The 25,472-nt window shown below is 63.0% G+C and carries 23 protein-coding genes; 16 read left to right on the forward strand and 7 right to left on the reverse strand.

Going from position 1 to position 25,472, the window contains the following annotated elements; all coding sequences use genetic code 11:
• Nucleotides 1-267: 267 nt before the first annotated feature.
• The 4 genes from NCR40_RS15110 (at nucleotide 268) to xylB (ending at nucleotide 4,620) form a co-directional block, all read left to right on the forward strand.
• Nucleotides 268-912 carry an SEN1982 family lipoprotein gene (locus tag NCR40_RS15110; protein WP_250466566.1) on the forward strand — a complete coding sequence of 215 codons (645 nt, stop codon included), beginning with the start codon at nucleotides 268-270 and terminating at the stop codon, nucleotides 910-912.
• A 53-nt stretch (nucleotides 913-965) separates the two neighbouring features.
• Nucleotides 966-1,964: a LacI family DNA-binding transcriptional regulator gene (locus tag NCR40_RS15115; protein ID WP_250509853.1), complete on the forward strand. Its 999-nt coding sequence runs from the start codon at nucleotides 966-968 to the stop codon at nucleotides 1,962-1,964.
• Between the two features lie 90 nt (nucleotides 1,965-2,054).
• A complete protein-coding gene (locus tag NCR40_RS15120; RefSeq protein ID WP_250466567.1) occupies nucleotides 2,055-3,839 on the forward strand; it encodes an IlvD/Edd family dehydratase in 1,785 nt (594 codons plus the stop codon).
• A gap of 13 nt (nucleotides 3,840-3,852) precedes the next feature.
• Nucleotides 3,853-4,620 (forward strand): D-xylose 1-dehydrogenase, encoded by a 768-nt coding sequence (gene xylB, locus NCR40_RS15125; RefSeq protein WP_250466569.1) that lies wholly within the window; start codon nucleotides 3,853-3,855, stop codon nucleotides 4,618-4,620.
• Between the two features lie 58 nt (nucleotides 4,621-4,678).
• On the opposite strand, the gene NCR40_RS15130 is transcribed toward xylB, so the two are convergent.
• The gene (locus tag NCR40_RS15130; RefSeq protein WP_244828716.1) at nucleotides 4,679-5,014 is read right to left on the reverse strand and encodes a hypothetical protein; all 336 of its coding nucleotides are present in this window, start codon (nucleotides 5,012-5,014) and stop codon (nucleotides 4,679-4,681) included.
• Between the two features lie 357 nt (nucleotides 5,015-5,371).
• Here NCR40_RS15130 and NCR40_RS15135 point away from each other — a divergent pair, with 357 nt between their 5' ends.
• The 8 genes from NCR40_RS15135 (at nucleotide 5,372) to NCR40_RS15170 (ending at nucleotide 15,437) form a co-directional block, all read left to right on the forward strand.
• On the forward strand, nucleotides 5,372-6,553 hold the full coding sequence (locus NCR40_RS15135; RefSeq protein WP_250509854.1) for an MBL fold metallo-hydrolase: 1,182 nt from the start codon (nucleotides 5,372-5,374) through the stop codon (nucleotides 6,551-6,553).
• A gap of 138 nt (nucleotides 6,554-6,691) precedes the next feature.
• On the forward strand, nucleotides 6,692-8,332 hold the full coding sequence (locus tag NCR40_RS15140) for a methyl-accepting chemotaxis protein (RefSeq protein WP_250509855.1): 1,641 nt from the start codon (nucleotides 6,692-6,694) through the stop codon (nucleotides 8,330-8,332).
• 13 nt (nucleotides 8,333-8,345) lie between these two features.
• Nucleotides 8,346-8,819 (forward strand): chemotaxis protein CheW, encoded by a 474-nt coding sequence (locus tag NCR40_RS15145; protein ID WP_250509856.1) that lies wholly within the window; start codon nucleotides 8,346-8,348, stop codon nucleotides 8,817-8,819.
• On the forward strand, nucleotides 8,816-10,126 hold the full coding sequence (locus tag NCR40_RS15150; protein WP_250509857.1) for a CheR family methyltransferase: 1,311 nt from the start codon (nucleotides 8,816-8,818) through the stop codon (nucleotides 10,124-10,126). Before NCR40_RS15145 ends, NCR40_RS15150 begins: the two co-directional genes overlap by 4 nt.
• Nucleotides 10,123-10,839, forward strand: coding sequence for a chemotaxis protein CheW (locus tag NCR40_RS15155; protein ID WP_250509858.1), 717 nt, complete (start codon nucleotides 10,123-10,125; stop codon nucleotides 10,837-10,839). Before NCR40_RS15150 ends, NCR40_RS15155 begins: the two co-directional genes overlap by 4 nt.
• Entirely contained in the window at nucleotides 10,836-13,274 is a 2,439-nt protein-coding gene (locus NCR40_RS15160) for a hybrid sensor histidine kinase/response regulator (RefSeq protein WP_250509859.1), read from the forward strand. The genes NCR40_RS15155 and NCR40_RS15160 overlap by 4 nt, the downstream gene beginning before the upstream one ends.
• A 16-nt stretch (nucleotides 13,275-13,290) precedes the next feature.
• A complete protein-coding gene (locus tag NCR40_RS15165) occupies nucleotides 13,291-14,322 on the forward strand; it encodes a chemotaxis response regulator protein-glutamate methylesterase (RefSeq protein WP_250509860.1) in 1,032 nt (343 codons plus the stop codon).
• Nucleotides 14,319-15,437, forward strand: coding sequence for a diguanylate cyclase (locus tag NCR40_RS15170; RefSeq protein ID WP_284503312.1), 1,119 nt, complete (start codon nucleotides 14,319-14,321; stop codon nucleotides 15,435-15,437). The genes NCR40_RS15165 and NCR40_RS15170 overlap by 4 nt, the downstream gene beginning before the upstream one ends.
• 78 nt (nucleotides 15,438-15,515) lie before the next feature.
• Here NCR40_RS15170 and NCR40_RS15175 read toward each other — a convergent pair whose 3' ends face one another.
• From NCR40_RS15175 to clcA, 5 genes are all read right to left on the reverse strand, one after another.
• Nucleotides 15,516-15,677 (reverse strand): DUF1328 domain-containing protein, encoded by a 162-nt coding sequence (locus tag NCR40_RS15175; RefSeq protein WP_035967564.1) that lies wholly within the window; start codon nucleotides 15,675-15,677, stop codon nucleotides 15,516-15,518.
• Between the two features lie 231 nt (nucleotides 15,678-15,908).
• The gene (locus tag NCR40_RS15180; protein ID WP_244828708.1) at nucleotides 15,909-16,079 is read right to left on the reverse strand and encodes a hypothetical protein; all 171 of its coding nucleotides are present in this window, start codon (nucleotides 16,077-16,079) and stop codon (nucleotides 15,909-15,911) included.
• Between the two features lie 316 nt (nucleotides 16,080-16,395).
• A complete protein-coding gene (locus tag NCR40_RS15185; protein ID WP_250466581.1) occupies nucleotides 16,396-17,010 on the reverse strand; it encodes a LysE family translocator in 615 nt (204 codons plus the stop codon).
• A 118-nt stretch (nucleotides 17,011-17,128) separates the two neighbouring features.
• Nucleotides 17,129-18,157 (reverse strand): aldo/keto reductase, encoded by a 1,029-nt coding sequence (locus NCR40_RS15190; RefSeq protein WP_244828706.1) that lies wholly within the window; start codon nucleotides 18,155-18,157, stop codon nucleotides 17,129-17,131.
• Nucleotides 18,158-18,278: 121 nt separating this feature from the next.
• Nucleotides 18,279-19,622: a H(+)/Cl(-) exchange transporter ClcA gene (clcA, locus tag NCR40_RS15195; RefSeq protein ID WP_250509861.1), complete on the reverse strand. Its 1,344-nt coding sequence runs from the start codon at nucleotides 19,620-19,622 to the stop codon at nucleotides 18,279-18,281.
• 192 nt (nucleotides 19,623-19,814) lie between these two features.
• On the opposite strand from clcA, the gene NCR40_RS15200 reads away from it, so the two are divergent.
• The 3 genes from NCR40_RS15200 (at nucleotide 19,815) to NCR40_RS15210 (ending at nucleotide 23,593) form a co-directional block, all read left to right on the forward strand.
• A complete protein-coding gene (locus NCR40_RS15200; protein ID WP_250509862.1) occupies nucleotides 19,815-22,124 on the forward strand; it encodes a VTT domain-containing protein in 2,310 nt (769 codons plus the stop codon).
• A complete protein-coding gene (locus tag NCR40_RS15205; protein ID WP_250509863.1) occupies nucleotides 22,121-22,873 on the forward strand; it encodes an endonuclease/exonuclease/phosphatase family protein in 753 nt (250 codons plus the stop codon). Before NCR40_RS15200 ends, NCR40_RS15205 begins: the two co-directional genes overlap by 4 nt.
• Nucleotides 22,874-23,104: 231 nt before the next feature.
• The gene (locus NCR40_RS15210; protein ID WP_244828702.1) at nucleotides 23,105-23,593 is read left to right on the forward strand and encodes an HU family DNA-binding protein; all 489 of its coding nucleotides are present in this window, start codon (nucleotides 23,105-23,107) and stop codon (nucleotides 23,591-23,593) included.
• Between the two features lie 98 nt (nucleotides 23,594-23,691).
• Here the strand turns inward: NCR40_RS15210 and NCR40_RS15215 are convergent, their stop codons facing one another.
• Nucleotides 23,692-24,585 carry a LysR family transcriptional regulator gene (locus NCR40_RS15215; protein ID WP_250466591.1) on the reverse strand — a complete coding sequence of 298 codons (894 nt, stop codon included), beginning with the start codon at nucleotides 24,583-24,585 and terminating at the stop codon, nucleotides 23,692-23,694.
• A 129-nt stretch (nucleotides 24,586-24,714) separates the two neighbouring features.
• On the opposite strand from NCR40_RS15215, the gene NCR40_RS15220 reads away from it, so the two are divergent.
• Nucleotides 24,715-25,458, forward strand: coding sequence for an SDR family oxidoreductase (locus NCR40_RS15220; RefSeq protein WP_250493170.1), 744 nt, complete (start codon nucleotides 24,715-24,717; stop codon nucleotides 25,456-25,458).
• Nucleotides 25,459-25,472: the final 14 nt, after the last annotated feature.

Consider the following 25,472-nt stretch of genomic DNA (forward strand, 5'->3'; position numbering starts at 1 on the left):
ACCGTGAAACGACTCCACGCCGATGATAGTGCGGATCTCCCGTGTGAAAGTAGGTAATCGTCAGGCTCCTCATGCAGCAACAAAAACCCCACCCCCAAACAGGTGGGGTTTTTGCATTTCTGCGGCGCATGGCGTGCGAGAGAACACGACGTCAACGCATCCAATAGCGTCAGGCACGTTATAAGCTTCGAAGGCTGTGATTCTGTCGGTAGAATGGCAACGCAAGGTTGTCCATGCCGAACGATTAGGCTGACCTCTGGAGCGCATATGAGAACGAGTCTGTTGATCGCCGCCGTGAGCGTCTCGCTGCTATTCGCAGCCTGCGGCAAGAAGAACGATGCGAGCGAGTCCAGTCTGGGCGACGCCATTTCCGCCGATATGAAAACAGATCGCGGGCTTCTGTGTCTGAATCGCAGTGGACGTGGCCCGTACACATTTCCATCGGCCTATACGAGTCGCGATCTCAACGAATATTCCGGCGCCGCGCTGCGTGAGCAACTCGCGGCGCTCGAAAAAAGCGGACTTATCGCGCGCTCCGCGGCGACGCCCGCCAATGCCAATGCCAAGCAAAATGGCATTGCATATAGCCTGACGGGCGAAGGGCAAAAGTACGCGGTTGAAACCACGCGTCCGGCTGGCGACCCCAACGCCACCAGCGATTCCCGTGTCTGGATGCTGTGCTACGCGCACGTCAAGCTCGACAAGGTCGTCAGTTGGACAGAGCCTGATCCCACCGCGCATCGTTCGGATGTCACCTACACCTATAAGCTCGATAATCCCGCGTCGTGGGTCGACGACCGCGACATCAAGCGCGCTTTCCCCGACCTGACCGCCGCCGATCGCGAAGCGGGCGAGACCAAGCTGCACGTCACGCTCGAACAGCGTACCGATGGCTGGGTGCGCGTGGATTGAGGAACTTCGCGCAAGCCAGGCCGAGCGACGACGCGCCATCGGGTCCGCCACGCATGTCCGATGTAGCGGCGCTCGCGGGCGTCTCGAAAATGACGGTATCGCGCGTGCTCGCAGGACACAGCGTTGCCCTGGCGACTCGTGAGCGCGTGCAGAAAGCCATCGAAGAACTCGGCTATGTAGCGGATGCCGCCGCCGGTGCGCTTTCATCCGGGCGGTCGGAATTCGTTGCCGTGCTCGTGCCGTCGCTCGCAAGCTCCAACTTCTCCGATACGGTGCGCGGTCTGTCCGCGTCGCTCGAACCGCATGGCTTGCAACTGCTGATCGGCGATACCGACTACGACTTGCAGCGCGAAGAACGCATCGTGCGTTCGATGCTGCGTCATCAACCACGCGCCATCGCTCTGACCGGCTCGCGTCACACGGACGCTGCCCGCGTTTTGTTGCGCCGCTCAGGCGTGCCCGTCGTGGAAATGTGGGATGCGCCCGCCGAGCCAATTGATTCCGCCGTCGGTTTCTCCAACGTCAGCGCCGCGCGCGCGATGGTGCGTCATCTCGCGGAACGCGGCCATCAACGCATCGGATTTCTCGGTGGCGCGAGTGAGTTGGACAGGCGCGGCCTCGACCGGCTCAAGGGCTTTCGTTCGCAGATGAAGGCGTTCGGTCTCGACGATACCCGCGTCATCCGGCTAGGCGACTCGCCGATCACGATGAGCCACGGCGGCCCTGCGATGGCCGCGCTGCTCGAAGCATGGCCGGATACGCAAGCCGTGATGTGCGTGAGCGACATGTCCGCGTTCGGCGCGATAATGGAATGCCACAGGCGCGGGCTTCGCGTGCCGCAGGACATCGCCATTGCGGGCTTCGGCAACTTCGAGGTCGCCATGTGCTGCACGCCGTCGATCACAACCGTTTCCGTCGATGCTTACGGCATCGGTTCGCGCACGGGCGCGACGCTGCTCGAAGCGATCGAAGCGCGCGATCGCGGAGTGATCGAGGGCATGGGCAAGAAGGTACGCGTCGGTTATTCGGTATTTGCGCGCGAGAGTGCCTAGGCGCATATCGAAGTAACTCGAACGCTGCGATAAACAACCCGCCCGTGTTACCGGTAACATAACGCAATCGAAAACCACGGAGACAACCCCATGCCCCAGCATCCAACTCGCCGTCTACGTAGCCAGGAATGGTTCGACGATCCCTCGCACGCCGACATGACCGCGCTCTATGTCGAGCGCTTCATGAACTACGGCCTCACGCGCGAGGAACTGCAATCGGGCAGGCCGATCATCGGTATCGCTCAGACGGGTAGCGATCTCGCGCCATGCAATCGCCACCATATCGAGCTTGCCGAGCGCACGAAAGCCGGTATTCGCGATGCGGGCGGCATTCCCATGGAGTTCCCCGTGCATCCGCTCGCGGAGCAAAGCCGCCGTCCGACCGCCGCGCTCGATCGCAACCTGGCCTATCTCGGTCTCGTCGAAGTGCTGCACGGCTTCCCGCTCGATGGCGTCGTTCTCACGACCGGCTGTGACAAGACCACGCCCGCATGTCTGATGGCAGCGGCGACCGTCGATCTGCCGGCCATCGTGCTGTCAGGCGGGCCGATGCTCGACGGCTGGTACGAAGGCAAGCGCGTCGGCTCGGGCACGGTCATCTGGCATGCACGCAATCTGCTTGCGGCAGGCGAGATCGATTACGAAGGCTTCATGCAACTCACGACCGCATCGTCGCCGTCCATCGGCCATTGCAACACCATGGGCACCGCGCTCTCCATGAACAGCCTCGCCGAAGCGCTCGGCATGTCGCTGCCGACTTGCGCGAGCATTCCCGCCGCATATCGCGAGCGCGGTCAGATGGCGTATGCGACGGGCAAGCGCATCGTCGACATGGTGCGCGAGGACTTGCGGCCATCGCAGATCATGACGCGCGAGGCTTTCGAGAACGCGATCGTCGTGGCGTCGGCGCTGGGTGCATCGACCAATTGCCCGCCGCATCTGATCGCGATTGCGCGTCATATCGGTATCGAATTGAGTCTGGAGGATTGGCAGCGTTATGGCGAAGACGTGCCGCTGATCGTGAACTGCATGCCTGCTGGAGAGTATCTCGGCGAGAGTTTTCATCGCTCGGGCGGGGTGCCGGCCGTGCTCAGGCAACTCGATGCGGCCGGTCTCATCGAGCGCGCGTGTCGGACGGTATCGGGCCGCAGCATCGGCGAAATCGCGGACGACGCGCCCGCTGCCGACCGCGAAGTCATCCGCACGGCCGACGATCCGCTCAAGCACGGCGCGGGCTTCATGGTGCTGTCGGGCAATTTCTTCGACAGCGCGATCATGAAGATGTCCGTGGTCGGCGAGGCCTTCACGAAGACCTATCTCAGCAAGCCGGGCGAAGAAAACGTGTTCGAAGCGCGCGCCATCGTTTTCGATGGACCGGAGGATTACCATCGGCGCATCAACGATCCCGCGTTGAACATCGACGAGCATTGCATTCTCGTGATTCGCGGCTGCGGCACGGTGGGTTATCCGGGCAGCGCGGAAGTGGTCAACATGGCGCCGCCTGCGGAAATGATCAAGCGCGGCGTCGATTCCCTGCCTTGTCTCGGCGACGGCAGGCAAAGCGGCACGTCGGCGAGTCCGTCCATTCTCAACATGTCGCCGGAAGCGGCCGTCGGCGGCGGTCTCGCGCTCTTGCGCACGGGCGACCGGATTCGCGTGGACCTGAATGCGCGTTCGGTGAACGTGCTGATCGAGGAAGGCGAACTCGAAAGCCGCCGCACGCATGCCGCGTTCGCCACGCCGCCCGCGCAAACGCCGTGGCAGGAGTTGTATCGGCAGACGGTGGGGCAGTTGTCGACGGGCGGGTGTCTCGAACCCGCGACCTTGTATTTGAAGGTGATCGAGACGCGCGGCAATCCGCGTCATTCGCACTGAAGAGGAGACGCTCATGGCCTATGCAATCTATCCGAGCCTCGTAGACCGACATGTCGTCGTGACGGGCGGCGGCAGCGGAATTGGCGCATCCATCGTCGAGGCGTTCGCGAAGCAAGGGGCGCGCGTGTCGTTCATCGATGTCGCCGAAACCGACGCGCGCGAACTCGAACAGGCGCTCGCCAACGAAAAGCACGCGCCGAAGTTTTACCGTTGCGATCTGCGCGATACGGCCGCCATCGAAGCCATATTCGACGACATGATCGCGGCGGCGGGACCGCTCGATGCGCTCGTCAACAACGCCGCCAACGACGACCGCCATCGATGGGACGACGTGAGCGCCGCGTATTGGGACGAGCGCATGGCCGTGAATCTGCGGCATCAGTTCTTTTGCGCGCAGGCGGCGGCCAAGAGCATGCGCGCGAACCGGCGCGGCTCGATCATCAACATGGGTTCGATTTCGTGGCATCTCGCGCTGCCGGAACTCACGCTCTACATGACGGCGAAGGCGGCTATCGAAGGCCTCACGCGCGGATTGGCGCGCGATCTCGGCGCGCACGGCATTCGCGTGAATACCGTGATTCCGGGCGCCGTGCGAACGCCGCGTCAGATGAAGCTGTGGCAGTCGCCCGACAGCGAGGCCGCGCTTCTTGCGCAGCAGTGTCTGCACGAGCGAATCGATCCGGAACACGTCGCGCGGATGGTGCTCTTTTTGGCATCCGACGATGCGGCGCGCTGCACGGGGCGCGATTATTTTGTCGATGCGGGATGGTTCGGAACCTGAGCGTTACGGCAAGGACGTCCCATGTGTCGTCTGCCCGTAACGTAACGTACACGGCACCTCACACCCGCGCGTCGCGCCCACGCATTGCACGCGGCGTCGCCTTCACCTTCGGCACGCTGCTGGTTTCGATGTAATGCTGCACGCGTTCGGCCGCGTCGTAGTAGCCGCGTTCATCGAGCCAATGCCAGACTGCCGCGAGGAAGAGCCCGAGGCCCGTATGGCCGCAATGGGCGATGAAATCCGCGACGCCTTCGGCCAGCGCGGCATCGCGCCCGGGCTCCTGCAGTGCGCTCGCCACGTGAGAGGCGCTGCGCGACACGAGCATGGCGTGCATCGAGAAAAGTTGCGGATTGAACGTGCGTGCAGCGTGACTGCGTTGTTTACTGCCCATCATCGGGCCCCCGGTTTCGAAAGTGCGGTGTACGGCGCGCTCGGTCCTGAACTGCTAGATGAGAAACGAGCGCGCGCCACCGATGGTCTATTTGGATTGTTCGTGACGCCTGTGCCGACGTTCGGAGCGGTTTATTGCAAGAAACGGGCCTACTTTGTCGATTTCGTTGTCCCGCCTTGCGGGATAAGGCAGACGAATACATGCGGCTTCATCCAAACAGCACCTGCCGGTGCGAAAAGACAAGTTTTTCTACATTCCGTAGAATCAATTGCCCGGCGTGCTTAATTCATAGCGAAGCCTAAGAAGCCGCCAACCGCGCATGGCCTGGCCTAAAGCCCAATGCGCTCAACCGGTCAACTCATGCGCCGTATCCTTGCGAGCCTTTTCAATGCAGGACAGCACGGCCCGCGCGCCGTCGTATGTGCCTTCGCCGTGCTGGCCGGCTGCTCCGGCAACACGGTCGCGCAGAGTGAGGAGCCAGCGAGCGCGAGCACCGCGAAGACCGATGCGCAAACCCAGCCGCAGCCGTTGCATCACGCGAAGCACACCGCGTCCGGCTTCGAGAACGACTACGGCCAGTTGCCGCACGAGTCGCTTCTGAAGTGGCGCTGGGAGCGCTTGCGGCAGGGTCTGCCCAAGCCGCCCGCGAACGGATATCGGTTTCCGATGGCGCATCCCGACATCGCCTGGCTCAAGGCCAATCGCACGGAGAACACGTTCACGTGGATCGGCCACGCGAGCGCGCTGCTGCAAATCAACGGCGTGAACATCCTCGCCGATCCGGTGTTCTCCGAACGCGCGTCGCCGTTCTCGTTCGCGGGTCCGAAGCACAAAACGCCGCCCGGTCTCACACTCGACGAGTTGCCGCATATCGATATCGTGCTGATTTCGCATAATCACTACGATCATCTGGATAAGGCGAGCGTCGAAGCGCTCAACCGGCAGGCGGGCGGCCCGCCGCGCTTTCTGGTGCCGCTCGGCGTGAAGAAGTGGATGAACGACGACGGCATCCAGAACGCGGAAGAACTCGACTGGAGCGACGAAACCCATGTTGCCGGCCTCGATATCTGGTTCGTGCCGAGCCAGCACTGGTCGGCGCGCACGCCCTTCGACCGCGCGGAAACGCTGTGGGGCGGCTGGGTCGTGAAGACGCCGGCGGGCGCGGCGCATCCGTTTTCGTTTTACTTCGCGGGCGACACGGGCTATTCGCCGGACTTTCGCGATATCGGCGCGCGCTTCGGCGGCTTCGACCTTGCGCTCATTCCCATTGGCGCGTACGACCCGCGCTGGTTCATGCACGGCCAGCACGTCGACCCCGAAGAAGCCGTGCGCATCTTCCAGGACGTGCAGGCGAAGAAGGCGATCGGCATCCACTGGGGCACGTTCGAACTCACCGACGAGCCGCTCGACGAGCCGCCGCGCCGTCTCGCCGATGCCGTGCGCCGCGCGGGCCTGCCCGCCGATTCCTTCACCGTGCTCAAACACGGCGAAATGATCCGTCTCGATTCCTCCCCCTCAAGCGCCGCCGCAATCAGCCGTTAACCCAGTCAACTGCACTGGCATATACCGTGCATGGTGCGTGGGACGCCGCGCGCAGTCAGAACGCGCGCGCCGCAAACGATTCAATGCTCGTGACGCCTTCCGACGCGGTTTCATACGGTCCGCGCCGATCGATTACACATGAGGGTTCATCGCGTGAAGCATCTGTCCATCCGGCATCGCATACTGGCGAGTTTCGGCGTCATTCTCTTCCTGATGCTGGTCATGGCCGCGCTGTCCTATACGCTGCTCGGCGGTATCGACCGCGAGGCGAAAAGCCTCGAAGAAGATTCGATGGTCGGTCTTTCGCTGTCCAACGATCTGCGCGCGGCCTGGCTTGAAAGCTACGCCGTGACGCAACGCCTGGTCTTCGCCGATAGCGACGAGGCACTCATTCGCCGCGATAGCGACCGTCTGACGCAAACGCGCGCGACGCTCGACAAGCTCATCGAGAACTACGCGCCGACCGTCCACGAAGAAGACGAGCGCCGCATCTTCGACGAATTCAGGCATCAGCGCGCGCTCTACGCGCCACTGCAGGACGAAGCGCTGCGCGGTCTCATCGATTCGAAACAAGCCGGCGCCACGGTGTTCAACACGCGCCTGACGCCAGTCTGGGAAGCGGGGCAAAATGCGGCGCGCGCGCTCGTCGACTACAACGAAGCGAGCAACGCGAGTTCGGTCAAGAGCATCCGTCATTCGGTGGGCAAGTCGGAGACGACGCTCGTCGTCATCATGCTGGTGGCGTTGGCCACGGCCGCCATGCTCGGTTTTCTGCTAATGCGCGCGCTGACCGTGCCGATGCTGCGTCTCGTCGATGTCGTCGACAAGATGCGTACGGGCGATTTCACGCAGCGGCTCGACCTCGCGCGCGCCGATGAGTTCGGCACGCTCGAAGCGGGTTTCAACCGCATGACGGACGAACTCACGGGGCTCGTCGGGCAGGCGCAGAAGTCTGCGCTGCAAGTGACGACATCGGTCTCCGAAATCGCCGCCACCGCGCGCGAGCAGCAAGCGACCGCGAGCGAGACTGCCGCAACCACGACGGAAATCGGCGCGACGTCACGCGAGATCTTCGCGACGGCGCGCGATCTCGTACGCACGATGAATGAAGTGTCGGGCGTCGCGGAGCAGTCGGCGACGCTCGCGGGCACGGGTCACGCCGGACTCACGCGCATGGAGGAAACCATGCGGCACGTGATGGAAGCGGCCGGTTCGGTGAACGGCAAGCTCGCGATCCTCAACGAGAAGGCGGGCAACATCAATCAGGTCGTCGCGACCATCACGAAGGTGGCGGATCAGACGAACCTGCTTTCGCTGAACGCGGCCATAGAAGCGGAAAAAGCCGGCGAATACGGGCGCGGCTTCGCGGTGGTGGCCACCGAGATTCGGCGTCTTGCGGATCAAACCGCGGTCGCGACCTTCGATATCGAACAAATGGTCAAGGAGATTCAGTCTTCCGTCGCGGCGGGCGTGATGGGCATGGACAAGTTCTCGGAGGAAGTGCGGCGGGGCATGCTCGACGTGCAGCAAGTGGGCGGGCAACTGTCGCAGATCATCCATCAAGTGCAGACGCTTGCGCCGCGCGTGTCGATGGTCAACGAAGGCATGCAGACGCAGGCAGCCGGCGCGGACCAGATTTCTCAGGCGCTCTCGCAATTGTCGGAAGCCGCGCAGCAGACGGCGGAGTCGTTGCGTCAATCGACTCAGGCCATCGACGACCTGACGCATGTCGCAAACGGTCTGCGTACCGGCGTATCGCGCTTCAAGGTGGCCGCGTAAAGCGGCGCGCGCCATGCTCTTCGTCCAGTTCACGCTCGGCTCCGATCGCTATCTGCTCGACAGCGCGCAGATCGAGCGCATGTTGCCGCTCGCGCCGTTGAAGGCGCTGCCCGGCGCGCCGGAGTGGGTTGCGGGCCTGTTCGATTACGAAGACGCGCCCGTGCCCGTGCCCGTGATCGATGTCGCGGCGCTGGCGCTCGGGCGCGCGTCGCGCGAACGCTTGTCGACGCGGCTCGCGCTCGTCGCATACAAGCGCGACGGCGCGCACGATTCGACGACGCATCGACTGGGTCTCGTGCTCGAACAGGCAACCCGAACCGTCAAGCTCGATACCGCCGCGTTTGCCGATGCGGGCATCGACACGCCGCACGCACGCTATCTCGGTCCCGTCGCGCGCGATGAAGCAGGCCTGCTGCAATGGGTGCGCATGGAACATTTGTTGCCGCTCGACGTGCAGGCGTTGCTCTTTGCCGAGAGCACATCATGAACGAAGACAACACGCGCCGCTTTACCGAGCTGCTGCATCGGACGATCGGGCTCGACGCCGAGTCTATCGGCACCAACGCGGTAATGCGCGCGGTGCGCGAGCGCTTCGATGCATCGCGCGCGGTGACGCTCGACGATTACTACCACGCCGTATCGAACGATCCCGCGCTGTTGCAGGAACTGATCGAAGCGGTCGTCGTGCCGGAGACGTGGTTCTTTCGCGATCCCGAGGTCTATACGGCGCTCGCGCGGCTTGCGCGCATTCGTCTGTCGGAGCGCCCTTCGAACCCCGTGCGCGTGCTGAGCCTGCCCTGCTCGACGGGCGAGGAAGCCTATTCGGTGGCGATGGCCTTGAGCGATGCAGGCATCGCGGCGGACCGCTTCGTCATCGAGGCTATCGACGTAAGCGAACGCGCGTTGTCGCATGCGCGCCGCGCGCACTATGGACGCAATGCGTTTCGTGGCCGCGCGCTGGGTTTTCGTGACCGGCATTTTCGCGCGACCGAAGACGGCTGGCAGCTCGACGAGCGCATGGCGCGCTGTGTGCGCTTCACGCAAGCCAATCTGTTTCAACTCGATGCGCGCATGTTCGAACGCTTCGACTTCATTCTGTGCCGCAACGTGCTGATCTACTTCGATCGCGAGACGCAGAGCGCCGCGTTGCGCGTGCTCGACAGCTTGCTGGCCGACGGCGGCATGCTCTTCATCGGACCTGCTGAAACGGGTCTCCTGATGCGCGAAGGCATGAGTCCCGCGAACATTCCGCTGGCTTTCGCGTTCAGAAGGCCCGAGCGCGAGATTGTGAATGCCGCTCCTCCGCTAAAGCCCGCGGCATCCGGCGAATTCGTCATGCCTGCATGGGCGCGAGGCGCTACGCGTGTGGACTCGTCGAAGATCTCCGTGTCGAAGCCGATGGCGTTTGCAGCGCCTGCAATGGCGTTGCATCGAACCTCGACACCGGTGAGCGTCAATCCGGCGCCGGCCTCGACGCCAACGCCAACGCCAACGCTCGCGCAAGCCCACGCTCTCGCCGATGCCGGTTCGCTGATCGAAGCCGAATCCATCGCGCGCGGGTGGTTGCACAAGCACCCGGCAAGCGCGGATGCGTACTATCTGCTCGGCGTGATCGCCGATGCCCGCAACGCGCACGACGAATCGCGCGCGCATTATCGCCGCGCGCTTTATCTCGATCCGACGCATCGCGAAGCGCTCACGCATCTTGCCGCGCTGCTTCAACTCGATGGCGACACGGACCGCGCGCGCATCATGCTGGCTCGCGCCGAACGCAGCGCCGAGAGCGCGCGATGAACGCCCGCACGCCGCTCATTACCGATGTCATCGACGACTGCTGGAACCGCATCGGCGTGCGCGGCGACGGCTCGTGTCCGAAGCTCGAACGGTACGTGCATTGCCGTAATTGCCCGGTCCATGAGTCGGCGGCGGCGCGCGTGCTCGATCGTGTCGATGCGGTTTCGGTCGTCGAGCGCTTCAAGGGCGACGCAAAAGGAAAGCGCGACGCAGCCGATGCCGTTTCGTATCTCGTGTTTCGCATCGGCGGCGAATGGCTCGGCTTGCCGACCGCGTGTTGTGCGCAGGTCGCGCAACTTCGGCCGGTGCATACGTTGCCGCATCGGCGTAACCGCGCGGTGCTCGGCGTCGTGAACGTGCGTGGACGTTTGCTGGTATGCGTGTCGCTGGCGCGTCTCTTCGGTATTGAGGAAAGCGTGGCGAAAGCGGTTTCGAAATCGCAAGTTGTCGATGCACGCGAACTCGGCCGTCTGCTCGTCGTTCAACGGCATCGGGATGACGCGCACGCGGATGACGAAGGACCGCTCGCTTTTCCCGTCGATGCCGTCGATGGCGTGCATCGCTTTTCGGCCGCGCGTTTGCAGCCGGTGCCCGCGACGCTCGCGCAACGTCATGCGTCGCATACGCAGGCGCTTGCGCCGTTCAAGGATACGACCGTCGGCTTGCTCGATGCCGAACGTCTCATCGACAGTCTCGACGGGAGTCTCGGATGACGAGTGCCGATCCCGGACGCCGCTCGCTGCTCGACCTGTTTCAGGAGGAAGCGCGCGCGCAGGCGCAGATTCTTTCCGATGGCCTTATCGCGCTGGAACGCGCGCCGAACGATCCGGTCACGCTCGAAGCGTGCATGCGCGCGGCGCATTCGCTTAAGGGCGCGGCGCGCATCGTCGGTGTGCCGGTCGGCGTGACGCTCGCGCATGTGATGGAGGACTGCTTCGTCGCGGCGCAGGCAGCGCGCGTGACGCTCGATGCGGTCTATATCGACATGCTCTTGTGCGGCGTGGATATGATCGTGCGGATCGGTCAGGCGGAAGAAATCGACGCGCAGACGACGCTGGAATGCGAGGTGAATGCGTTTGTCGAGGGGTTGAATGCGCGTTTGGTGGGTGATTCGGATGGATCGCGCGAGTTGGCGTTGGCAACGTCCACGGCGGATGAGACGGACAGACTTCGCCTAGGCGCAACGTATGATGTTTCGTCGCGCGATCGTGCAAACGATGGGCCTCGTTCGCACACACCGCATCATACGCATTCCGCAATGCGTTCGAACGAAGCTCACGCGCTTCACGCAAGCGATGAATCGAATCTCACATCGCGTTCTGACGAAGCCCACACGCTGCGCGCAAGCGCCGAAACGCATCGTCCACGAGCGTCGCAAGAAGCATCCCGCCCAACCGAAGCCCGCATGCTTCGCGTGCGCGCCGAAACTCTCGACCGCCTGTTGAGTCACTCCGGCGAGACGCTCGTCGAATCGCGCTGGCTCAAGCCTTTCTCGCAATCGATGCTGCGCGTGAAGCGCATTCAGCACGACGCGAGCCGCGCGCTCGAACGCCTGCACGACACCTTCGCCGACAGCGCGCCACTCGACGCGCGCGCACAGGCCGCGCTCGACGAAGCCCGGCGCCTGACGAACGAAGCGCACCGGCAACTGAGCGAGCGGCTCGCCGAACTCGAAAACTACGACCGCCGCTCGACGCATCTCGCGCAACAGATTTACGACGAAGCGCTCGCTTGCCGCATGCGTCCTTTCGTCGACGCAACCGGCGGCTTTGCGCGCATGGTCCGCGACGTGGCACGCTCGCTCGGCAAGGAAGTACGCCTCGTGATCGCCGGCGAAACCACGCAAGTGGACCGCGATATCCTCGATTTGCTCGACGCGCCGCTCGGCCATTTGCTGCGCAACGCGGTCGATCACGGCATCGAAGCGCCATCGCTGAGACGCGCGCTCGGCAAGCCGGAAATCGGCACTATCACGCTCGAGGCACGGCATAGCGCGGGCGCGCTTTTCATCAGCGTATCCGACGATGGCGGCGGTATCGACCTCGATGCATTGCGCCGCACCGTCGTGCACAAACGCCTTGCAAGCGAAGACACGGCCGTGCGTCTTTCCGAGGCGGAACTGCTCGAATTCCTCTTTCTGCCAGGCTTCACCATGCGCGACGCCGTCACCGATGTATCCGGCCGCGGCGTCGGGCTCGACGCCGTGCAAGACGTCGTAAGGCAAGTGCGCGGCAGTCTGCGCGTGACGCAGGACGCCCACGCCGGCACACGCTTCGTGCTGCAGTTGCCGATCACGCTGTCGGTCATTCGCAGCCTGATCGTCGAAGTCGCGGGCGAGCCCTATGGCTTGCCGCTTGCGCATGTCGTGCGCACGCTCGTGCTGCCGGTTAACGCTATCGATACGCTCGAAGGTCAGCAGCATTTCGCCTTCGACGGCAAGCGGCTGGGTCTCGTGACGGCACATCAAATCTTGCAGACGCCGAGCTTCGAAGCCGCGAACGACGCGCTCGATGTCGTCGTGATCGGGCAGGGCGCGTCGAGTTACGGCATCGTCGTGGACCGCTTTCTCGGCGAACGCATGCTCGTCGTGCAACCGCTCGACAAACGGCTCGGCAAGGTGCGCAACATCGCGGCGGGCGCGTTGATGGAAAACGGCGACCCGCTGCTCATCGCCGATCTCGACGACTGGCTGCGCTCCGTCGAAAAGCTCGTGGCGGGCGGCGAACTCGGCCGTGTCGATAGAAGCGCGTTACACACGACGGCAGCAAGCGCGAAACGTGTGCTCGTGGTCGACGATTCACTCACCGTGCGTGAGCTCGAACGCAAGCTGCTTGCATCACGCGGCTACGAAGTCGCCATCGCGGTGGATGGCATGGACGGCTGGAACGCGGTGCGCGGCGAGCACTTCGATCTCGTCATCACGGATATCGACATGCCGCGTCTCGACGGCATCGAGCTCGTGACGCTCATCAAACGCGACGCGCAACTTGCGCGCACGCCCGTGATGATCGTGTCGTACAAGGACCGCGCGGAAGATCGCCAGCGCGGTCTCGATGCGGGCGCGGATTACTATCTCGCCAAGGGCAGTTTTCACGATCAGGCGCTGCTCGACGCGGTGCGCGATCTCATCGGCGAGGCGAAGCCATGACCACGGAGCGCGCGCGATGAAGATCGGTATCGTCAACGACATGCAGCTCGCGGTCGAAGCGTTGCGGCGCGCGCTTGCCATTCGCCCCGACCTCGAGATTCTGTGGGTTGCAAGCGACGGCCGGCAGGCTGTCGACCTGTGCGCTTCGCAGACGCCGGATGTCGTGCTCATGGATCTCGTCATGCCGAACATGGATGGCGTAGCGGCCACGCGTCACATCATGGCGAAGTCGCCGTGCGCCATTCTCGTCGTCACGGTGGATATCGGCGCGAACACGTGGCGCGTGTATGAGGCGATGGGCGCGGGCGCGCTCGATGCCGTCGATACCCCCGCGCTCGCCGGTGCCGATGCGCGGCGCGGTGCAGCGGCGCTCATCGCGAAGATCGATCAGATCGGCGCACGGCTCGCGCCCTTGATGGCCATGACGGCCGCGCCCAAGAGCCAATCGCGGCTGCTTGCAATCGGCGCATCGGCGGGCGGCCCGGCGGCGCTCGCGACATTGCTCGGCGCATTGCCTGAAGACTTCTCTGCCGCGACCGTTATCGTGCAGCATGTGGACCGCGCCTTCGCCGAAGGCATGGCGGACTGGTTAAGCGGTCAATCCGCGCTGCCGGTGCGCATTGCGCGCGAAGGCGACGTGCCCGCGCCCGGCGTCGTGCTGCTCGCGGCGACCAACGATCATCTGCATTTCACGGATGCCACGCATCTCGGCTACACCGCGCATCCCGAAGCGTTGCCGTACCGGCCATCCGTCGATGTGTTCTTTCAGAGCGTGGTCGAACGCTGGACCGGACGCGCGGTCGGCGTACTCTTGACAGGCATGGGACGCGACGGCGCCATCGGTCTCAAGGCGATGCGCGCCAAGGGTTATCACACGATTGCGCAGGACGAAGCAACGTCCGCCGTCTACGGCATGCCGAAAGCGGCCGCCGCGCTCGATGCCGCCGTCGCGATCCTGCCGCTGCCGCGCATTGCGGGCGCACTCGCGCAAGCTTTCGACAAAGAAAAAGAAGCGCGTATAACGACATTTCCGAGGACACGTTTATGAAGCTCCCTCATCCCGATCCGCTCGCCGAACGCGTGAAGCGCGCAACGGCCGCCGCGGCTCAGAGCATCGAGCAGGCGAGCGCGCGCTCGCTGGCCCATGAACGCGCCGTATCCGAACTGCTCGCGGTGGCGCTCAATGCGCCGCCTGCCGCCGATTTGCCGGTGATGGTGCTGCTCGTGGACGATCAGGCGATCATCGCCGAGGCACTGCGCCGCGCGCTCGCCGACGAACCGAATGTCGATCTGCACTATTGCGCCGATCCCGCGAGCGCGCTTGCCGTCGCGCGCGAAACGCGGCCGACGGTGATCCTGCAGGATCTCGTGATGCCCGGCGTGGATGGACTCACGCTCGTGCGCCAGTACCGCGAACATCCGGCTACGCGCGACATTCCCATCATCGTGCTTTCGACGAAAGAAGAGCCGCGTATCAAGAGCGCGGCGTTCGCGGCGGGCGCGAACGACTATCTCGTGAAGCTGCCCGATACCATCGAACTGGTGGCGCGCGTGCGATATCACTCGCGTTCGTATCAGAACTTGCTACAGCGCGACGAAGCGTATCGCGCGTTGCGACAGTCGCAGCAAAAGCTCCTGGAAACGAATCTGGAATTGCAGCGCCTCACGCATTCGGACGGTCTCACGGGACTCTCGAATCGTCGAAGACTCGACGATTATCTCGATGCCGAATGGCGTCGTGCGGCGCGCGATCGCGCATCGGTCGGCTTTCTCATGATCGATGTCGACAACTTCAAGTCGTATAACGATACCTACGGACACGTCGCCGGCGACGATGTGTTGAAGCTTATCGCGCATGCCATCGAAACCAGTCTGAATCGTCCGGCCGATCTGGCCGCGCGCTTCGGTGGCGAGGAATTCGCGGTGGTGTTGCCATCGACATCGGCGCCGGGTTTGCGGCTGCTCGGCGAGAAGATTCGCATCGCGGTCGAGGCGTTGCAAGTGCCGCATGCGGGATCGGCCACGGACTTCGTGACCGTGAGTGTCGGCGGCGCGACGCAGGACGTGATCGACGAAAACGCTTCGAAACAACTGGTCGAATCGGCCGATCTCGCGCTCTATCGTGCAAAGCGCGATGGACGCAATCGCGTGATCATCGGTTGACTGGTGTAAAAAGCAAAGCCGGAAGCAAAAACGCGCGGTCCGAAGATCCGCGCGTTTTCGTTTGGGCTCACGCTTTCGTCATCGCCTGAACACGCCGAGCAAGAGCGTAGCGAGGAAGATCACGATAAAGATGAAGAACAGGATCTTGGCGATTTCCGCCGCGCCCGTTGCGATCCCGCCGAAGCCGAAGAAGGCCGCGATGAGCGCAATGATGAAAAAAATGACAGCGTAACGGAGCATGAAGCCTCCCACGGGGACACGATTGGTTGGTTTTTGATTCGCATGCGGACTGACATCGTCGCCGCCATCGCTCATCGGTTCATGCCGCGCTTTTGTTCAATGTTCGACGCGGCACGAGGACCTGAGCAACCAATGTGCCTAAGACCATGTCTGCGTGTAAATGCAACAACGCCGCGAGCACTGCTCGCGGCGTCGAGTAACGCGCTTCCATATGTGAAATGTCGATGCGCTCTAGCTGCCTGGCGCGCGATTGGAATCGGCTTCGTCTTGGAGATCGTCTTCATCGTCGACTTCGTTTAGCGCATCCGGCAGGTTGTTCTCCATTTCGTCGCGCTCGATCTGATCGGCCAGGTCGAGAGATTTACGCGTGGCGGGACCGGATGGGCGGTTGGCTCCAGACATGGCATGACTCCTTGAACGGATTTCAAAGCCGCGCCGGGAATTGGCGCGAGTGAACGGTGCCAGTCGAGGCACGTGCACGCCGGCAAGAGCCGCCTTAACGAATCGCTTAAGGGTGAATGCGCGATCGCTCGAAACGGCAATGGGTCGATGTCGACCGATGTCGACCACCGGGAAAAGACGCAGTCCCAAACTTGCAAGGGGGACGGCAAGAATTGCGCGGCCGGCGCGTCGGATCAGTATGCACCGGTCCGGCGGCGCGGCAAAGAGGCAATTAAAAGATCATCGGATGTTTAGCGCCGCGCTCGAAAAGCAAATCTCAGGCGAAGAAATGCGCGACGATGGGATACAGCGAGCACACGAGCAGCACGGCCATGGTGATGTTGAACGCGCGCAACCAGCGCGGTCTTGAAAGGAAGCGCCGCAACGACATGCCGAAAGCCGCCCATGCCACGATGCACGGCATCCCGATCACGACGAACAGGAGCGCCATCAGCCCGGCATTGAGCGAGAGACTCGAATGCAGATGGATGGTCGTCGCGGCGGTGAGGACCATCATCCACGCTTTGGGATTGACCCATTGAAACGCGACGGCTTCGTAAAAGCGCATGGGGCGGCGCTCGCCGTCGCGCATCTGCACGGACGACGACGTTCCGATCTTCCACGCCAGATACAGCAGATAGACCACGCTTGCGGTTTCGAGCACCGTATAGAGCCACGGCAGCCGCTCGAAGGCTTGCGCAAGCCCGAGCCCCACTGCAAGCATCAGGAGCGCGACGCCCGCGCTGATGCCGAGTACATGCGGAACCGTGCGCTTCAGGCCGAAGTTGACGCCCGACGCGAGCAGCATGGTGTTGTTGGGACCGGGCGTGATGCTCGTCACCATCACGAAGAGGGCAGCGGCGGGCAAGGCGTTCAGGAAGTCGATTGGCATGGTGCAGTCCGCAAACAAAAAATCTATTGCACCAAGTGTAGGGAAAGACGGCAGTACAGTACCGGTACAAAACGTCAGAGGCTTTCCGGTACGGTACGAGCGCCTTCAAAGAGAGCTATCAGACAGGAAACGGATTGCGCTCCGCAAATCCTTGCTGATGCCAGTACGGATACGGCGGCTTCACCGTGCTCGCTTCGTCGAGCTTCTTCACCTGCTCCGCCGTGAGGTTCCAGCCGACCGCACCGAGGTTCTGCCGCAACTGTTCTTCATTGCGCGCGCCGACCAGTACGGTCGCCACCGTCGGTCTTTGCAGCAGCCAGTTCAGCGCGATTTGAGGAATGGTCTTGCCGGTTTCCTCGGCGATGGCGTCGAGCGCGTCGATCACGCGATACAGATGTTCTTCCGGCACCGGCGGCCCCATGTCGGCGGTCTTATGCAGACGGCTCGACGCGGGCAGCGGCTGACCGCGCCTGATCTTGCCCGTGAGACGCCCCCAGCCGAGCGGACTCCACACCACCGCGCCCACGCCTTGATCGATACCGAGCGGCATCAGTTCCCATTCGTAGTCGCGCCCGATCAGCGAGTAGTAGGTCTGATTGGCGACATAGCGCGGATAGCCGTAACGGTCCGCGACATCCAGCGACTTCTGCAGATGCCAGCCCGAGAAATTCGACACACCGGTATAGCGGATCTTGCCCGCGCGCACGAGATCGTCGAGCGTGGAGAGCGTTTCCTCGACGGGCGTTTTCGCATCGAAACCATGTAGCTGGAAGATGTCGATGTAGTCCGTCTGCAAGCGCTTCAACGCATCGTTCACGGCATGGATGAGATGGAAGCGCGACGAGCCCACGTTGTTCGGCTCGTCTTTATCGAAGCGAAAGGTCGCCTTGGTCGAGACGATGACTTTGTCGCGCCGGCCCTTGAGCGCTTCGCCGAGGATGGCTTCCGACGAGCCGCCCGAATAGATGTCGGCGGTGTCGAACATGGTCACGCCCGCGTCGAGGCAAATGTCGACGAGCCGCTGCGCTTCGCTGACGTCGGTTTCGCCCCAGGCCTGAAAGAACTCGCCCTTGCCGCCGAACGTGCCCGTGCCGAAACTCAGCACGGGAACCTTGAAGCCCGAAGCGCCTAGATGTCGATATTCCATTGTTGCGTGTCCTCATTCGGTTGTCGGTCTGTCCTGCCGCATGCATCGCGGAAGGGGGATCGTCGAGACTACCGCAATGCGCACGTATGCGCTGAGACTGCCGCCGTGCGCTTTCACGAGGCTAACGCCGTTTTGCCGCGCGCTCGCCGAGCGAATCGTATATTGGCGGACAGCGCAGCAGCATGGGCACGAGCATGGCGGTGAAGCACGCGGTGAGCATCGGCAGGAGCAGCGTGAAGCTCGCGGTCATTTCGGTGACGAGCACGATACCCGTCATCGGCGAACGCACGACTGCCGCGAAGAACGCGGCCATGCCGACCGCCGCGAAGGTGCCGATATCGCCGGTGGATGCGGACATGCCGGGGAACCAGTCGAAGCAGATGCGGCCGAACACGAAACCGGTCTGCGCGCCGAGCACGAGCATGGGCGCGAAGAGACCGCCCGGCGTGCCGGCCGCATACGATACCGCGCCGAGCACGAAGCGCAGCGCAAGAATGGCCGTGACGCCCGCGATGCTGCCCGCGCCCACCAGCGCACGTTGCGTGAGGACATCGCCGCCGCCCGCGAGATCGGGTGCGATCCACGCGAGCAGACCGACCGCCGCGCCAATGACAGCCGCGCGCGCGAAGGCTCTGCGCGTCGGCGATGCAATCAACGGATGACGCGTGAGCCAGTCGGATGCGTCGAGTGTCCAGAGAATCGTGCGTGAATAAGCGGTGCCCAACAGGCCGAGCGCCACGCCGAGCACGAGATGCGCGGCCGTCATGCCGAAGCCTGGAAACGGCTGCGCGGGCAGATGGAAGTCGGGCAGATCGCCGTGCAGGAGACGCGCCATGGCAATCGCACTTGCCGATGCGCCGAGCGCGGCCACGGCGGTGCGCGTATCGAAGCGGCGCATCAGTTCTTCGAGCACGAACACCGCGCCCGCGATGGGCGCATTGAACGCGGTGGCGAGCCCCGCGCCCGCGCCGGCCGCGAGCAAGACGCCGCGATCGCTGGCGCTACGTCCAAGCAAGGTGCCGATGCGATGCGCGATGCTCGCGCCCATCTGCACCGTCGGTCCTTCGCGTCCGAGCGCGAGTCCTGCACCGATGGCGAGCACGCCGCCCACGAACTTGACCGGGATGAGGATGAGCGAAGCGGGCGGCGCCTTGCCATGCAAGACTGCCTCGACATGGGGAATGCCGCTGCCGCTTGCCTCGGGCGAGAAGCGCGCGACGAGCCACGCCGCCAACGCAGCGGCGAAAGCCGCCGCAAGCACCACGACAATGCTTGCCGCGCCATGCCCCGAATGCGCCCATGCAACGAGCGCGTAGCGCAGCGCATCGGCGCGTTCGAGCGAAAAGCGGAATAACGCACCGAGTGCGCCACTCGCCGCCCCGACGATGACCGCGGCTACGGCGAGCGGAATGAGTCCGCGTGGCGAGTCTGCTTCGACTTCGGCTTCGGGCTTGTAGTCGGTCATGGCGCTCGGTCGTTTGAAGGATGCGCGCCAAGCGTAGCACCGAACGCGGCGGCATCGCGGGCACGGCACTTGCAAACTTGGATTCGATGCAAATGCCGCGCTTGAATTTGGCGCGGCGAGCGAAACCATCACGGAGCAACCGGCATGAGTCGCACCCACGAACGCACGACGTCTGACGAAGCTGCATAACGCATGACGCACGTCGATGCCCCTTTCTTCGAGCCGGACCGCAATTGCGCGAACGTGCGCCATGCGGATCGCTTCAGCCTGCTGATAGACGGTGCGGATTATTTTCGCGTGCTGCGCGAAGCGATCACGCGCGCGGAGCGCACCGTGTTCATCCTCGGTTGGGATATCGACAGCCGCATGCAGCTCACGCCGGAAGGTGCGGACGATGGTTTCCCAGCTGCGCTCGGCGACTTCCTGCATGAGATCGCGGCGAACAAGCGCCGTTTGCGCATCTACATCCTCGCGTGGGATTTCGCCATGCTGTATGCGTTCGAACGCGAATGGCTGCCGGTCTACAAGATGGGCTGGCGCACGCATCGGCGTATCGCGTTTCAGATGGACGGCAAGCATCCGATGGGCGGATCGCAACATCAGAAGGTCGTCGTGATCGACGATAAGCTCGCGTTCGTCGGCGGTCTCGATCTCACGCGTTCGCGCTGGGACACGACCGCGCATGCACCCGACGATGCGCTGCGCCGCGATGCGAACGGTGCGCCGTATCAGCCTTTCCACGATGTCCACACCATGTTCGATGGCGATGCCGCGCGCGAAATGGGTATCCTGGCGCGCGAACGCTGGGCGCGCGCGTGCGGCAGACGGCTTGCGATACGCGCACATCGCGCGGCCGCCGACAGCGATCCGTGGCCGCCCGCACGCGCGGTCGATATCGACGATGTGCGAATCGCCATCTCGCTCACCGAGCCTGCTTACGGCGGACGTCAGCCCGTGCAGCAGATTCGCACGCAATATCTCGATGCCATCGCGAGGGCGCGCCGCTCGATCTATATCGAGAACCAGTACTTCACGTCGGGTTCCATAGGCGCGGCGCTCTCGGAGACGCTCGCGCGCGAGGACGGGCCGGACGTGGCTATCGTGGTGCCGCGCAATCAGAGCGGCTGGCTGCAGGAGGTGACGATGGGCGTGTTGCGCGCGCGGCTCAACACGCTCTTGAAAAGCGCGGACCGGCATGGGCGATATCGTCTGCTGAGCCCGGATGTGCCCAATCTCGGCGAGCAGATCGTCAACGTGCACAGCAAACTGATGATCGTCGATGACGAATTGTTGATCGTCGGCTCCGCGAACCTGAACAATCGCTCGATGGTGCTCGACAGCGAATGCAACGTATCCATCGACGCTGGCGCCGATCAGCGCATTCGCCGCGCGATTGCGAAGATGCGCGATACGCTGCTCGCGGAACATCTCGGTTGCGAAGTCGCGGATGTCGTGCGCGAGCGCGATGCACGTGGCGGCCTCAATGCCGCGATCGAAGCGTTGCAACGCAATCGCGATGAACATCGCACGTTGATTGCGCTCGACCCGGAAGTATCGGCGGAACTGGATCAGCTCATTCCGCCCGATGCGCTGATCGACCCTGAAACGCCTATCGCCGCCGATCAGCTCGTCGAACAATTCCTGCCCAAGGAAAGGACGCGTCCGCTGATCGGCCGCTTCGCGCTTCTCGGCGTGCTCGTGCTGATGGTGGTCGGCGTGGCCGCGCTTTGGCACTGGACGCCGCTTGGCGACTACGCCAATCTGAAGTCGTTGACCAACGCCACACGCCACATCGAAGCACTGCCGTTCGCGCCGCTGTTGATCATTCTGTGCTACGTGGCGGCCGCCGTGCTCTCGGTGCCGGTGACGTTACTGATCGCGACGACGGGCATCGTGTTCGGCGGTCTATGGGGCGGCGTCTATGCGTTCGCCGGCACGCTGGCAGCGGCGGCGATCACCTATTCGCTCGGCAACTGGCTTGGGCGCGATGCCGTGCGCAAGGTCGCGGGCGCGCGCGTCAACCGGCTATCCGAACGCGTGGCGAAGCGCGGCATCGTAGCGGTCGTCGTGTTGCGGTTACTGCCGGTGGCGCCGTTCGCCATCGTCAATCTCGTGGCGGGCGCCTCGCATATCCGCATGCGCGACTTCATGATCGGCACGGCGCTCGGCATGGGACCGGGCATCGTCCTGACAGTGGCGTTCGCGCATCAACTGGTGGCGTCGTTCCGGCATCCGACGGTCGGCTCGTTCGCGGTGCTGATCGGCATCGGCGCGGCGTTACTCGGCGTGTCGCTGCTGTTGCAACGCTTCCTCGGAAGTGGCGAAGAAGAGAAAGCCCACGAAGGCGCACCGAGCGATGCCGACAAACCGCGCGCCAGCGACGAGGCGCAACGCGCGAGCCGTCTGCGCGAAAGCGGTGCGATGCCGCGCGAAACCGGCCATGCCGCAAGCAACGGCGCGAACAAGGGCGCGCCTACACGCCATGACGAGGTCAACCCATGACGATGATGCACGAAGCGGGAATGGATATCGGCAATCAATCGAAGCACGCGGCGCGTGCGAGAGAGTTGCGTATCGCGACTTACAACCTGCATGGTGCGGTTGGCATCGACGGACGTTTCGCGCCGGAGCGTATCGGCGAAGTGCTCAACGAAATCGATGCCGATATCTTCGCGCTGCAGGAAGTGCCGCTCGGCGGCAGTGCATCGCCCGATGTACTCGAAGTGCTGCAGCGCATGACGGGTCTGCACGCGGTCGCGGGCCCGACGCTCGATACACCTGCGCGCCGTTATGGCAACGCGGTCCTTACGCGCTATCCGGTGCAGGCCGTGCGCACGCTCGATCTTTCGTTCAGAAGCCGCGAACCGCGTGGCGCGCTCGATGCCGACATCGACTGTGGCGGTGAAGTGTGGCGCGTGGTCGCGACGCATCTCGGGCTTGCATCGAGCGAACGTCGCATGCAGGTCGAACAAGTGCTGCAAAAATTCGATACACCTGCCTTGCCCGTGATCCTTCTCGGCGACCTGAACGAATGGTTCGTTCATGGCCGCACCTTGCGCCGGCTCGTTACGCACTTTCATCGCGCGAGTGCGCTGCGCACGTTTCCGACGCGCTATCCGCTCTTCGCGCTTGATCGCATCTGGGTGCATCCCGGTGAACGTCTGATGAGCGTGAACGTGCATCGCACGCGCTTGTCGCGGGTTGCATCGGATCACTATCCGCTCATTGCGCATATCGCGCATCGTTCATGACTGGCTCTTCATGAGCCTTTCAACTCGACGCATAAGCATCGATTCGATGCTCATCACTCGATCGTCGACTCGCATGTCAGCGCGACGCCACGAAAAAGCCCTGGAAAAACGATATAAAAACGCAAAAGACTCGCACGAACTCGCTTGGCGTATGTAGAATCCGGCCTGATACGAACGCATTACCGCGAACGTATTCCGATATCACTGACCAAAAACACAGGTAGGAGAAACATGCCGACTTCCGCAAAAACCGCTGCCAAGAAAGCCACGGCCAAAAAGGCCACGGTAAAGACCGCCGCACCGGCTAAGAAAGCAGCATCGAAGGTTGCCGCGAAGAAAGTACCCGCCAAGAAGGCCGTCGTTGCCAAGAAGGCAGTCGCCGCCAAGAAGACCACTGGCGCGCTGGCTCCGATCAAGGACACCTTCACCAAGGCATCGCTTGCAACGCATCTGTCCGAGCGTGCAGCCGTGGATGTGAAGGCGGTCAAGGCCGTGCTGGTCGCGCTGGAAGACACCATCCTTGGGTCCATCCATAAGAAGGGCGCAGGCGAGTTCACGCTCTCCGGTCTTCTGAAGATCACGGCGCAAACCGTTGCCGCGAAGAAGAAGCGCTTCGGCAAGGACCCGTTCACGGGCACGGAGCGCTGGTTCCCGGCCAAGCCCGCAAGCGTTCGCATCAAGGCGCGCGCGTTGAAGAAGCTGAAGGATGCCGCAGCGTAAGGTTTAAAGCCTGAACTGATTGCCTGATTTTCGGTGATCGGGAATCGAGAGGCCAGCGTTCCTTTTAATCGAGGACGTTGGCCTCTCGTGCTTTGATTTCAAACGTCGGCTTTCGCAAAGATATCGCTCAACCAGTCCACGAAAACCCGTACGCGCGCTGAAAGCTGCCTCGCATGCGGATAAAGCAGCGATACCGGCATGGGCGGAACAATCAAATCAGGTAACACGCATTGCAGCCTGCCATCGGCGAGTTCGCTTTCTATGCGATAACGCGGCACTTGCACAATACCGAGTCCCGCGAGCGCAGCTTGCGTATATAGCTCGACGCCGGTAACGGAAATCGCGCCCGGCAGTTCTATGCTTTGCACGCCGTCGGCCATTTCGAATTCAAGGGCAACATTGCGCCCGCTCGCACTCGATACATAATTCACCGCGCGATGCGCCGCAAGCGAATCGATATCTTCAGGCGTGCCCATTCGCGCGAGATAAGTGGGACTCGCCACCGTCACTTGTTCGAGCGTGGCGACGCGTTTTGCGATCATCGACGAGTCCTGCAGGGTGCCCGCGCGCAACACGCAATCCACGCCTTCACGCACGAGATCGACGAAGCGGTCGTCTTCGCCTACATGCAGTTCGATCTGCGGATAGCGTTCGAGAAACGCCGGCAACCCAGGCACGATGAAATGGCGTGCAAGCGTTCCTTGCAGGTTGACGCGCAGCAAGCCCTTCGGCTCCGCATGCCTGAACGAACCTTCCGCTTCCTCCATGTCCGCGATAAGCCGCACGCAACGGCGATAATGCGCGTCGCCATCGGGCGTGAGGCGCACGGTGCGTGTCGTGCGTTCGAGCAGGCGCGCACCGAGCCGTTCTTCCAGGCGCTTCATCAGATTGGTGACGGTTGCGCGCGGCATCTGCAAGTCGTCGGCGGCTTGCGTGAAGCTGTGGCGCTCGGCAATGCGCACGAACACCTGCATTTCCTGAAAGCGGTCCATGTCGGCTGAAGTTCGAGGTCTGAGATTGTTGAGGCAACTGGAACGATGATACTAATCCGCAAGCGATGATCGCGAAAACGAAATGATCCATCATGGCGCTCATCGATCAACGAACATCAGGAGCGAACCATGAATCAATCGCACGCGAACAAGGTTGCCATCGTCACGGGCGCATCGCGCGGAATTGGCGCGCAGATTGCGAGACGTCTCGCGCAGGAAGGTTTTGCGGTAGCGGTGAACTATGCATCGAGCGCGAAGGAAGCGGACGCGCTCGTCGCGGAACTGGAAGCCGCGGGAAGCCGCGCGCTCGCGGTAAAGGCGGACGTGGCTAGCGCCGACGACGTGCGACGCATGTTCGATGCGGTCGAAGCGCAACTCGGCCCCGTCGATGCGCTCATCAACAACGCAGGCGTGCTCAAGGCCACGCCGCTCGCCGACACGAGCGACGCGCTCTACGACCAGACTTTCAACATCAATGTGCGCGGCACGTTCAACACGCTGCGCGAGGCGGCGAAGCGTTTGAACGAAGGCGGGCGTATCGTCAATTTTTCGAGCACGACGCTCGCGCTCAACATGCCGGGATACGCCATTTACAACGCCACGAAAGCGGCCGTCGAAGCGTTCACGCATGTCTTCGCGAAGGAGTTGCGCGGACGAAGCATTACCGTGAATGCGGTGGCGCCGGGGCCGGTTGCGACTTCGCTCTTTCTCGATGGCAAGACCGACGAACAGATCGCGAACTTTTCGAAGATGCCGCCGCTTGAGCGGCTCGGCCAGCCGGAAGATATCGCGTCGGTGGTTGCGTTTCTCGTCGGCAAGGATGCGGGATGGGTCAACGCGCAGGTATTGCGGGCGAACGGCGGGTTGGCTTGAGTAGGACGCTCGAT

Source organism: Caballeronia sp. GACF4 (genome assembly GCF_023631025.1).
GTDB lineage: Bacteria > Pseudomonadota > Gammaproteobacteria > Burkholderiales > Burkholderiaceae > Caballeronia.

Coding starts and splice junctions, on each gene's coding strand:
- NCR40_RS15180 (WP_244828708.1), bottom strand. CDS start 16,079: ATGTCTGGAGCCAACCGCCCATCCGGTCCCGCCACGCGTAAATCTCTC.
- NCR40_RS15220 (WP_250493170.1), top strand. CDS start 24,715: ATGAATCAATCGCACGCGAACAAGGTTGCCATCGTCACGGGCGCATCG.
- NCR40_RS15200 (WP_250509862.1), top strand. CDS start 19,815: ATGACGCACGTCGATGCCCCTTTCTTCGAGCCGGACCGCAATTGCGCG.
- NCR40_RS15165 (WP_250509860.1), top strand. CDS start 13,291: ATGAAGATCGGTATCGTCAACGACATGCAGCTCGCGGTCGAAGCGTTG.
- NCR40_RS15130 (WP_244828716.1), bottom strand. CDS start 5,014: ATGATGGGCAGTAAACAACGCAGTCACGCTGCACGCACGTTCAATCCG.
- NCR40_RS15185 (WP_250466581.1), bottom strand. CDS start 17,010: ATGCCAATCGACTTCCTGAACGCCTTGCCCGCCGCTGCCCTCTTCGTG.
- NCR40_RS15150 (WP_250509857.1), top strand. CDS start 8,816: ATGAACGAAGACAACACGCGCCGCTTTACCGAGCTGCTGCATCGGACG.
- NCR40_RS15145 (WP_250509856.1), top strand. CDS start 8,346: ATGCTCTTCGTCCAGTTCACGCTCGGCTCCGATCGCTATCTGCTCGAC.
- NCR40_RS15155 (WP_250509858.1), top strand. CDS start 10,123: ATGAACGCCCGCACGCCGCTCATTACCGATGTCATCGACGACTGCTGG.
- NCR40_RS15140 (WP_250509855.1), top strand. CDS start 6,692: ATGAGGGTTCATCGCGTGAAGCATCTGTCCATCCGGCATCGCATACTG.
- NCR40_RS15175 (WP_035967564.1), bottom strand. CDS start 15,677: ATGCTCCGTTACGCTGTCATTTTTTTCATCATTGCGCTCATCGCGGCC.
- NCR40_RS15110 (WP_250466566.1), top strand. CDS start 268: ATGAGAACGAGTCTGTTGATCGCCGCCGTGAGCGTCTCGCTGCTATTC.
- clcA (WP_250509861.1), bottom strand. CDS start 19,622: ATGACCGACTACAAGCCCGAAGCCGAAGTCGAAGCAGACTCGCCACGC.
- NCR40_RS15170 (WP_284503312.1), top strand. CDS start 14,319: ATGAAGCTCCCTCATCCCGATCCGCTCGCCGAACGCGTGAAGCGCGCA.
- NCR40_RS15205 (WP_250509863.1), top strand. CDS start 22,121: ATGACGATGATGCACGAAGCGGGAATGGATATCGGCAATCAATCGAAG.
- NCR40_RS15115 (WP_250509853.1), top strand. CDS start 966: ATGTCCGATGTAGCGGCGCTCGCGGGCGTCTCGAAAATGACGGTATCG.
- NCR40_RS15135 (WP_250509854.1), top strand. CDS start 5,372: ATGCGCCGTATCCTTGCGAGCCTTTTCAATGCAGGACAGCACGGCCCG.
- NCR40_RS15190 (WP_244828706.1), bottom strand. CDS start 18,157: ATGGAATATCGACATCTAGGCGCTTCGGGCTTCAAGGTTCCCGTGCTG.
- NCR40_RS15160 (WP_250509859.1), top strand. CDS start 10,836: ATGACGAGTGCCGATCCCGGACGCCGCTCGCTGCTCGACCTGTTTCAG.
- NCR40_RS15215 (WP_250466591.1), bottom strand. CDS start 24,585: ATGGACCGCTTTCAGGAAATGCAGGTGTTCGTGCGCATTGCCGAGCGC.
- xylB (WP_250466569.1), top strand. CDS start 3,853: ATGGCCTATGCAATCTATCCGAGCCTCGTAGACCGACATGTCGTCGTG.
- NCR40_RS15120 (WP_250466567.1), top strand. CDS start 2,055: ATGCCCCAGCATCCAACTCGCCGTCTACGTAGCCAGGAATGGTTCGAC.
- NCR40_RS15210 (WP_244828702.1), top strand. CDS start 23,105: ATGCCGACTTCCGCAAAAACCGCTGCCAAGAAAGCCACGGCCAAAAAG.